Source organism: Lunatimonas lonarensis (assembly GCF_000390185.1).
GTDB lineage: Bacteria > Bacteroidota > Bacteroidia > Cytophagales > Cyclobacteriaceae > Lunatimonas > Lunatimonas lonarensis.
Window position 1 is genome coordinate 1 of the sequence record NZ_AQHR01000128.1, and the last position, 10,091, is coordinate 10,091.

Here is a 10,091-nt window from a genome sequence, read left to right on the forward strand (position 1 = left end):
CGATTTGGCTCAAATTTGAGGGTTTTTGTGTACGTTAGTCAGAAGCCTAAAGAACGACCGTACTCCGAAAAAACAGACATCTAAAATCGAACTTTGACATCTTGACAAAAACTTACGGACTGACTTTGGCGACACACAATCCGACCTGAATGTTTTAAAAATTTTTTCCCACCGCACATTTTAAAAAATAATTTTAGCCAGCCGCACATTGGCACATTTGCAAAACCGCACAAGCCGACACACGACCCAAGTTTTGCAAAAGAGCCAATTTCCCAACGCTCGACAAGGATGTTGAAAAGAATTTGAATTAAAATGATACAAATCAAAAATCTTTTCCTACTTTTGACACATTATGTCAATAGAGGTTATGTCAACAGAAACAATAGGCGAAAAGTTAAGACACATTAGAGAAGAAAAGGAACTTCCATTGCGGAAAGTTGCTGCATTGCTCGACATTGACGTTGCTATTTTGAGCAAAATGGAACGTGGAGAAAGAAGAATTACAAAAGAAGTAGTTCTGAAACTTGCCGACATATACGGCTACAACGCAGACGACCTTTTAGTTTCATTTCTTAGCGACAAGATTTTGTATGAAATTCAAGACGAAGATTTAGGAATAGAAGCGCTGAAAGTAGCAGAGGAAAGAGCCAAATATATTAAAGCGAATAAGAAGAAATGACAATTAAGCAACTCATAGAAAAATATACAGCCGACAGGGATTATTACTTGACAAGCAAGTATAATGAAACACTGCTTCGCAGTGATTTCTTAGACCCTTTTTTCGAGTTGCTTGGTTGGGACATTAAAAACAATGCTGGTAAACCGACCAACGAACGAGAAGTAATTTTGGAAGAAGCATTGAAAGCAAACGCTTCCGAACATTCCAAAAAACCAGACTATACTTTCCGACTTTTTTCTGAAAGAAAATTCTTTTTGGAAGCAAAAAAACCTTGCGTTTCCATTGAATCAAACAACGACACTGCAAAACAAGTAAGACGATATGGATTTACAGCGAAGTTGAAAATTTCAGTTCTTTCAAACTTTGAATATTTAATCATTTACGACACTTCTGTAAAAGTTGAGAAAGACGATAACCACACAAAGGCACTTGTAAAAAAATATCATTACACAGAATACGAAAGTAAGTTTGAAGAAATCAAACAACTTCTAGGAAAGGAATCTGTTTATTCAGGAGCATTTGAAACGGAATGGAAAGAAATTGAAAGTAAAATCAATCAGTACTCGATTGACAACTTATTTCTAAATCAAATCAACGAATGGAGAAAAGCCCTTGGCTCTGAAATTTACAAACACGACCCAAAAATTGACGAGCAACAACTGAATGACATTGTTCAAAGTTATTTGAACAGGGTTTTGTTTCTGCGTGTTTGTGAGGACAGGAATTTAGAAGATTATCAAACACTTTTAAAGTTTGCCAACACAAACGATTTCAAAGCACTCATAAAGAAATTTGAAGAAGCAGACAAACGCTATAATTCAGGACTTTTTGACCAGCTTCTAAAAGACAAGATTGTAGAAAATATCAGTTCTGTTTTTTGGACTATTATCAAGCAGTTGTATTATCCTGAAAGCCCTTATTCATTCAGCGTTTTTTCTTCTGATGTATTGGGAAGTATTTATGAAATCTTTCTTTCAGAAAAATTGACCGTTCAAAGCGGTTCAGTTGTTTTGGTAAAGAAACCTGAAAATGTTGACCGTGACATTATCACCACACCAACTTTCATTATAAGCGATATTTTAAGAAATACCGTTTTGAAAAAATGCGAAGGAAAAACGGATAAAGAAATTCTTAAACTAAAATTCGCTGATATTTCTTGCGGTTCAGGTGCTTTTTTATTGGAATTGTTCCAATTGCTCAATGATATTTTGATTGACTACTATCTGAAAAATGACAAATCAAAACTCATTCAAACCAATATCAATACCTACAAACTGCCATTTGAAATTAAGCGACAACTTTTATTGAATTGCATTTACGGTGTTGATAAGGATTACAACGCAGTTGAAGCAGCCAAATTTGGTTTGCTTCTCAAATTGTTAGAGGACGAGGACACTAATTCAACTAACAAAACAAAACCAGTATTACCTGATCTTTCTAAAAACATCTTTTTCGGAAATAGTTTATTGAACCCAAAACAAGTAACGAACAAGAAAGACCAGGTAATTATCAATCCTTTTGATTTTTCAGAACTTCGTTTTGATGTCATTGTAGGCAATCCACCTTATATGAAGTCGGAGGATATGAAAAACATTACCCCGCTTGAATTGCCACTTTACAAAACCAATTATGATTCCGCTTACAAGCAGTTTGACAAATACTTTCTTTTCCTTGAGCAAGGCATCAACTTATTAGCTGAAGAAGGAATTTTGGGTTATATCGTTCCGAGCAAGTTTACAAAAGTTGGTGCAGGTAAAAAAATTCGTAAATTACTCACAGACAAAGAGTATTTACATTCAATCGTTTCATTTGGTGCAAATCAGGTTTTTGCAGATAAAACAACCTACACTTGTTTGCTAATTTTGAACAAGAAACCTCAAAAGACTTTCCAATATGCGGAAGTAAAAAGCCTGAAAAGTTGGAAAGTAAGAGAGCCGGAGGCTGTAAAATACGGCACAAAGAAAACAGATGAATTGGATAGTGAAGTTTGGGTTTTAGTTCCACCCGAATTGACTAACGCCTATAACAAAATCGTTTCTCAAAGTATAAAACTTAACGATTTGGTTGGAAGCGACAATATTTTCAACGGTATTCAGACCAGTGCAAATGATGTTTACATTTTTACACCAAGTAAAGAGGATAAGAAGCATTTCTATTTCACAAAAAAAGGTGTTGATTACAAGATTGAGAAGGAAATAACAAAACCCTATTTTCAAACTTCATCAGGCGAAGATAATTTATACACTTACAGAACTTTCAAACCGAATTCAAGGGTAATTTATCCTTACTTGACAACAAAAACAGGAGTTGACATTATTCCTCTAACCACAATTCAAAAGAAATTCCCTTTGGCTTATGGCTATTTACAAAAGCATAAAGCCATTTTAAATAATCCGAAACGTGATATTAAGCCTGAGCCAAAAACGAAAAATGAATGGCACAGATACGGCAGACATCAAAGTTTGGATAGTTGTGGACTTCCTTCAAAAATTATCGTTGGTGTTCTCTCTGTTGGCGATAAATACGCAATTGATGTTCACGGAACTTTGATTTCGTCAGGTGGAACAGCAGGTTATTGTGTAGTTGCAATTCCAACAACTTCCGATTATTCCATTTACTACATTCAAGCTATTCTCAACTCTAAATATTTGGAATGGTTCAGTGCTTTGTATGGCGAAGTTTTCAGAGGTGGTTACATAGCAAGAGGAACAAAAGTCTTGAAAAATCTACCAATTAGAAAGATTGGTTTTTCAGACACAAAACAAAAATCACTTCACGACAAAATCGTAGAAACTCAAAAAGAATTAATCAGCATTTATGACCAAATAGATGCAAACGCAGGAAATAAAAGAGCTTTAACTCCACTGCAAGGACAATTTACAAGAGAGAAAGCCAACCTAGAAAAGCTATTAGCTAAACTATACGATTTAGGTAGTGAAGATTCATTAATCCCATTAATCAAAGAATTGTATGAAGCTAATTAAGAACGCAACAGCCGAGAAATTGAGAGGTGGATTTTACACACCTGAACCAATTGCTGCATTTATTTTGAAATGGGGCATCAATGGAAGTTCTGATTATGAAATTTTAGAACCAAGTTGTGGTGATGGTGTTTTCCTTGAACAATTGAAAGAGAACAACCATAAATTCAAATCAGTAACAGCCATTGAGCTTGATGAAGTTGAGGCAGAGAAAGCGGAAAAAATTAAACTCAACAAAAAGAATGTTATTAATACTGACTTTCATTTGTATTGCAACGAAACCACAGAAAAATTTGATTTAGTGGTTGGCAATCCGCCATACATTCGATACCAATATTTTCAGGAAGAACAGCAAAATGAAGCCATCAAAGTTTTCAATCGTGCTAAACTAAAATATTCTAAACTGACCAATGCTTGGGTTTCTTTTGTGGTTGGTTCAAGTCTGTTGCTCAAAGAAAAAGGAAAGATTGGTTTTGTAATTCCTGCGGAATTATTGCAGGTCTCGTATGCTCAACAACTCCGTGAGTTTTTGGCTCATTTCTACAATAAAATCAATATCATTTCTTTTGAAAAGTTGGTTTTTCCGGACATTCAGCAAGAAGTAGTTTTGTTGTTGTGTGAAAAGAATGGAAGTGATTCACATTTGATTGAACACCTTGAATTAAGAGACGCTTCAGACCTTGAAAAGCTTGATGTTAACATCCTAAAAAGTCCTTCCAAAAAGATTGATTTCAAGTCTAACAAATGGACTTACTACTTTTTAGAGCAAGAGGAAATTGACTTTTTGGAACAGATTGCCAAAAAACGAAAAGTTCCGACAATTAGTAACTATGCCAGTGTAGAAGTTGGCATTACCACAGGTGCAAATGATTACTTCACCGTTCCTTTGCCAGTTGTAGAAGCTTACGACCTGAAAGAATACGCAAAACCAATGGTTGGCAGAAGTGTTCAGGTCAATAGCGTAATTTTTACGGAACAGGATTGGAAACTTAACAGGCAAACCAAAGCGAAAGCACACTTATTGGTGTTCCCTGCGAAAGAGAAAATTAACGGACACAAAGGAGCTAACTCATACATTCGTTTGGGTGAATCAATGGGCGTAAACAAAGGCTACAAAACAGGCATTCGTGATGATTGGTTTGTTATTCCTTCCATCAAACTTTCTGATGCTTTGTTTATCCGTAGAAACAACCTTTATCCTCGTTTAATCCTCAACGAAGCAAACGCATATACAACCGACACAATGCACCGTGTATTTATGAAAAAAGACACGGACAAAAACGCTTTTATTGCTAGTTTTTATAATTCCTTGTCTTTGGCTTTTTCTGAAATTGTTGGTCGTAGCTATGGCGGTGGTGTATTGGAATTGATGCCAAGCGAAGCAGGAAAAATATTGCTTCCCTACCAAACAGACAATGCTGATTTACTTGCCACCATTGACAAAATGATGCGAGATAAAAAAAGCATTGATGAAATTTTAAAAATCACCAACAAGCAAATCTTGAAAGACGGATATGGCTTCACCGATAAAGAAATAAAACTTGCGGATAGTATTTGGAAAAAGCTTTCGGCAAGAAGATTAAATAGGAATAAAAACTTATAAATATGGGAGGAAATGCAGGTATCAGAGGTTATTTAATACAAACAATAATTTGCGTATTAGATTCACTTGAAACAGATAATCAATGGACATCAGTAACACTCGAACCATTAGATGAATCAGAAAAAGTTGATATTAGGTGGAAGTACAAAAATGACGAAATAAAACTTTGTCAAGTTAAATCCTCTGAAAATATAATTCGTCATTCTGCCGCAAAAAAGTGGTGTGAGGAACTTGAAACTCATTCGCCAAATGCAAACCAATATGAGTTAATTGTAATCGGAAATGTTGACGATAAACTTTCAAAAACAAAAGATATTGGCAATGTTAAAGTTGGAGAAATTAAACCTCTAAATGTTCAAATTTTAATTGACCAAGCCTCAACTAAAATTGATAAATACTTTGAGAGCAAAAACAAACCTAAGATTTCATCACAAGTTAGAGAGCTTATAGTAAAAGTATTAACCTTAGAATTCGGTACAAGTTCTATCATAGGGAAAGAAATCTCAAGAAATGATTTTGACGCAAAACTAATAGAATGGATAACAGCCGTAGAAAAACAACTAGATACAAACCCCTTTGCTTCATTAGCTCCACCAACTGAAAATCAAAACACTCCTATCAGCCACAGAATAGTTAAGAAAATTTTAGAACTAATTGGTTGGCACCAATTTGGAGAGAACCATTCAGTGCAGAAATTCAATGAAAAAACAGAGGAAGAAGAAACACATTCTATTAATTTTCTTGGTGATTTTGAAAGTAAATTAAAAGAAGATTCAGGAGATTTTATAATGATATCATCACTTCATTCACTTAAATATCCTGATAGCTCAAAAACAGACATTTCCAAATACTTGAATGATACTGATATAGTTTATTTGGATTTATTGGATAAGAGAAAAATACCAATAAAAAGATTCGAATCTACAGATGTTTACAGTCTTCTATTTTGGCTCTCAACAGACAATAGCGAAGTATCCACAGATTTTATTCATTATTCTAAAGAAAACTATAAACGAAATTTATTGAATGAAAATATCACTTATTTTTTGATAGATAACAACAAAGCAAACTTTTTAATTAGCAGTATTACAACTGCGAAAAATTATAGACCAGATGATCCTGTTAAATTCGCATACCCTATAACTGAAGCTAATCAAAGTCCTAGGCGAATTGGTCAAAGAGGAACAAAATTACCTGCTCAATTCATTAATTCTTCCATAATACCTATTACAAAAGAGAATCATTCAAGTATAAGTTTTCTTTTGTTTTGTGCTGACCCTTATTCAATTGAGACACTAAAAAAACTAATTTGGCTAACTATCAGCTTAACAAGTGGTTTTGGAAATGAATACTTAATTTATTTTCCTGATTATGATGATAAACTAAATAGAAACGAGGCTTTGGAAGTAATCCGCTCTTTTAATCAAGAATCATTAGATGAAAAGGTTAGGATATTGAAATACAATAACATAGATGCTGATGCTTTAGATTCTTTATCAAACACAAAAGTAATAACAAGTAAAAATGAAACCTATATAGAAGATAACCAGCCTTCTTTAATTAATTCACAACACTTGAATGAAGCATTTGTCAATATTCTACCTTACGGAGATATTCTTAAACCTTTTCTAAAAACAGACGCAATAACAGCAAATGATATAAAAATATTTCTTGCTAAAAAAGGGATTTATACAAAAAATGCAGACATCAAAAAATTAATTGACTTAATGAGTTCTTTGCTTTTTAGCCCAAGAGAACTTGAAGACTTTAAGTCATATATTGACGTCAAGGGTAAAATTGTCCATAGTTCACCTACTTTTTTCAATATAAAACAAGATGAAACATTAGAAACGGTATTTAAAAAAGTAAAAATAAATACTGATAATTTGGCTGACGGCTTGGATGTTAAAATTATAAATTCTGATAGTTTAAAACTTGAGTCTAACCCTGCAAAAGATGAATTTAAGTTGACCTTGATAACAGAAACTAAAGACCCTACAAGTAGTTTGTTAGTTAATACAAAGCCGGGAAAAGCAGAAGTTGTTATCAAGAAAAAAGATAACCAATTGGTTGTGGTTACTGAAAACACGATTAGCAGAACGGACAAATACATCGTGAATCGCTTAGTAAAAATTATCGAAGAAGAGTTTAAGAGAATAGATTTTATTGAAGAAGAAAAAATCAAAGTGATGTTTAGGAACTTTAGTTCAAATACAGAAAGGGTTAATTTCCTACTTAGTTTTAGCAACATTGATTCTTCTGTATTGTTCCACGAGGCAGATATTCAATCTATTAAATTCAAGTTTGATGAAAACACTGAAATTCCTGTACTCTACCAAGATAAAGTAGATAAAGATTTGGTTATTAACTTTGAAGGGAAAGGACTTCATACTCTAACAGAGTTAAGTGAGAAAAATGCAAAAGGTTCTATCTTTTTAGAGGAAATGAGAATACTTTATAAGTTTAATTATTTGAATATAAAAAATGGACTTTACAAGGTAACTTATAATTTTTCAAATGCACTTAAAAATAAACCTGATTTTGATGGTGTATTCAAATCTGCACCTTACTTAATAAAAACAAATTCTGTAAAATCTTTATCAAGTATTGAGAATCTTGAAAAAGAGTTAGGGAAGGAAATTGAAAAGCTTATACAGGAAAAACTAAAACAATTTAATATAATAAAATGATTGATTTCACGCAGATAGAACTTGAATCTATATATATTCATAGAGTTGGAAACAAACTCAGGGATGAAGGAATTGAAGTGTCTGACAAGAACCCAAGTTTAGTAAACGAAGACACAAAAAAATACCTTTTAAGGTATTTCCTTTCACCATTTAAAGATAATGAGATATATAACTTTCATTATCCAACTGACTTAAATCTTAATGACACCTATGTTTTTGCAAAAAGAATTTTTGCAAATCCAGAAAATCTTTTTGACTTATCGATTGATGTTTCAAAGCATTTATACGAAAAATCTTCACATCCTAAAATAAACGGAGGTGAGTTTTGTATTTGCTTTTTTAAAGAATGCTTTTTTGAAGGAAAAAGGACTAATGCAATTGGCTTGTTTAAGTCTGAAAAAAAAGACGTTTTTTTAAAACTAACTTCTTCAAGAATCGGACACGAAAGCGGAGTTAATATAGATAGATTAGATAAAGGCTGTTTAATTTTTAATTTAGAAGAAGAAAATGGCTACAAAGTATGTATAGTCGATTCAAATAAATCAAATGATACGCAATATTGGAAAGACGAATTTTTAAGTATCAGACCAGCCAGCGATAATTTTCACTTTACGAAAGATTTTCTTTCAATAACCAAGAACTTCATTACAACTCAAATACAAAATGATTTTGAAGTATCAAAAGCTGACCAAATAGACTTCTTAAATCGTTCTGTTGACTACTTTAAAAAGAATGAAACATTTGATAAAAATGAATTTGAAGAATCTGTTTTTGGCGATAGTAATGTAATTGATTCTTTCCGAAAGTTTGACCAAAACTTTAGACAAGAAAATGAAATTGAATTAGCGGACAACTTTAAAATTTCGGCTCAAGCTGTAAAGAAGCAAGCTAGAGTTTTTAAAAGCGTTTTAAAGTTGGACAAGAATTTCCATATATACATACACGGAAACAGAGAACTTATTGAGCAAGGTGTTGATGAAAAAGGTCGTAAGTTTTATAAAATTTATTATGAAGAGGAAAATTAGTCAACCCACAGGTGTAAGCACATTTGCAATTCGCACGAGCCAACGCTCAGACCAAAAATTGCAAAAGAGCTTCCACCTTTGCCACCCAAAGAAAAATTATTTTTTAAAATCCCTTCCCTCTAAAATTTTTAAAACAGCCGACACATAAGCCAGACAGACAAAATCGGAACAAATAAAATGACAACAAAAGCACAGAAATACAACGACTTAATATTGACGGTGGACAGAAGGCCAGCTTACAACAGCGTATTTAATCAATTGGCGGTCAGTCACCTATCGATAGAGAAGTGCTTTAAAGACAGTTCATCGCTTGTTGACAGATTTGTACATTAAAATCGCCAACTAATTAAATACACGAAACGTTACCAGTAATGCTAATGAAAGACTACGAACTTAAAAATATCGACCCAGAAGACATCGAAGACTTACTTGTAAAAGTTGAGACTTCGTTTGACATCAATTTTGTTGGTGACGAGTTAGTTCATATCACAACCTTTGGACAACTTTGCGACCATATCGTAAACAAAATTCAACTTGAAAATTCAGACGACTGCACAAGTCAACAAGCGTTTTACAAACTTCGTGACGCAATTTCATCGACACTTCAGATTGACAATAAGACAATATCGGCAGACTTTCAACTTGCCGACCTTTTGCCAAGACAAAGCAGACGTTCAAAGACAAAGAAATTAGAAAATCATTTAGGTTTTAATCTAAATATTTTGCGACCACCACATTGGGTGACGGGGACGCTTGGAATCTTACTTCTCGCATCTCTCGTTGGACTATTCTTTAATTGGCAAATCGGACTTTTAGGAATTGTGTTTTCTATCACTGGACTTTGGCTCTCAAATAAGGCTGGAAACGAACTTGACTTACAAACAGTTGGACAAGTTGTTGAAAAAATGAAGAGAGAGAATTACTTAAAATCAAGACGAAATCCAAAGACATTTAATAAAAAGGAAATTGAAAAAGTCTTGACCGACTGGTTCAGTAACGACCTTAACTTAGACAAAAGTAAATTAACAAGAGACGCTAAATTTATATGACGACAAAAGAAAGCACTACTGGTAACATACAAGGGCTAAACCGAAGTGGAGCGCAGCGGAATTT

General features: G+C 33.4%; 7 protein-coding genes. All 7 read left to right on the plus strand.

Translation table 11 applies throughout. From position 1 onward, the window contains the following. Positions 1–367 precede the first annotated feature (367 nt). The 7 genes from ADIS_RS22055 to ADIS_RS22080 all read left to right on the plus strand — a co-directional run bounded on the left by ADIS_RS22055 (position 368) and on the right by ADIS_RS22080 (position 10,027). A complete protein-coding gene (locus ADIS_RS22055) occupies positions 368–679 on the plus strand; it encodes a helix-turn-helix domain-containing protein (RefSeq protein WP_010856972.1) in 312 nt (103 codons plus the stop codon). Next, complete coding sequence (locus tag ADIS_RS22060) at positions 676–3,663, plus strand: Eco57I restriction-modification methylase domain-containing protein (RefSeq protein ID WP_010856973.1); 2,988 nt, start codon at positions 676–678, stop codon at positions 3,661–3,663. Before ADIS_RS22055 ends, ADIS_RS22060 begins: the two co-directional genes overlap by 4 nt. Beyond that, positions 3,650–5,263: an Eco57I restriction-modification methylase domain-containing protein gene (locus ADIS_RS22065; protein WP_010856974.1), complete on the plus strand. Its 1,614-nt coding sequence runs from the start codon at positions 3,650–3,652 to the stop codon at positions 5,261–5,263. Before ADIS_RS22060 ends, ADIS_RS22065 begins: the two co-directional genes overlap by 14 nt. A 2-nt stretch (positions 5,264–5,265) precedes the next feature. Continuing rightward, complete coding sequence (locus tag ADIS_RS22070) at positions 5,266–7,953, plus strand: hypothetical protein (protein WP_010856975.1); 2,688 nt, start codon at positions 5,266–5,268, stop codon at positions 7,951–7,953. Further along, positions 7,950–8,978 carry a nucleoid-associated protein gene (locus ADIS_RS22075; protein WP_010856976.1) on the plus strand — a complete coding sequence of 343 codons (1,029 nt, stop codon included), beginning with the start codon at positions 7,950–7,952 and terminating at the stop codon, positions 8,976–8,978. The genes ADIS_RS22070 and ADIS_RS22075 overlap by 4 nt, the downstream gene beginning before the upstream one ends. A 177-nt stretch (positions 8,979–9,155) precedes the next feature. Then, positions 9,156–9,311: a hypothetical protein gene (locus ADIS_RS23090; RefSeq protein ID WP_155907701.1), complete on the plus strand. Its 156-nt coding sequence runs from the start codon at positions 9,156–9,158 to the stop codon at positions 9,309–9,311. Between the two features lie 44 nt (positions 9,312–9,355). Next, positions 9,356–10,027, plus strand: coding sequence for a hypothetical protein (locus tag ADIS_RS22080; protein WP_010856977.1), 672 nt, complete (start codon positions 9,356–9,358; stop codon positions 10,025–10,027). Positions 10,028–10,091: the final 64 nt, after the last annotated feature.

Excerpts from the sequence above, each read along its gene's own strand:
- ADIS_RS22055 (WP_010856972.1), top strand. The coding sequence starts at position 368 with ATGTCAACAGAAACAATAGGCGAAAAGTTAAGACACATTAGAGAAGAA.
- ADIS_RS22060 (WP_010856973.1), top strand. The coding sequence starts at position 676 with ATGACAATTAAGCAACTCATAGAAAAATATACAGCCGACAGGGATTAT.
- ADIS_RS22065 (WP_010856974.1), top strand. The coding sequence starts at position 3,650 with ATGAAGCTAATTAAGAACGCAACAGCCGAGAAATTGAGAGGTGGATTT.
- ADIS_RS22070 (WP_010856975.1), top strand. The coding sequence starts at position 5,266 with ATGGGAGGAAATGCAGGTATCAGAGGTTATTTAATACAAACAATAATT.
- ADIS_RS22075 (WP_010856976.1), top strand. The coding sequence starts at position 7,950 with ATGATTGATTTCACGCAGATAGAACTTGAATCTATATATATTCATAGA.
- ADIS_RS23090 (WP_155907701.1), top strand. The coding sequence starts at position 9,156 with ATGACAACAAAAGCACAGAAATACAACGACTTAATATTGACGGTGGAC.
- ADIS_RS22080 (WP_010856977.1), top strand. The coding sequence starts at position 9,356 with ATGAAAGACTACGAACTTAAAAATATCGACCCAGAAGACATCGAAGAC.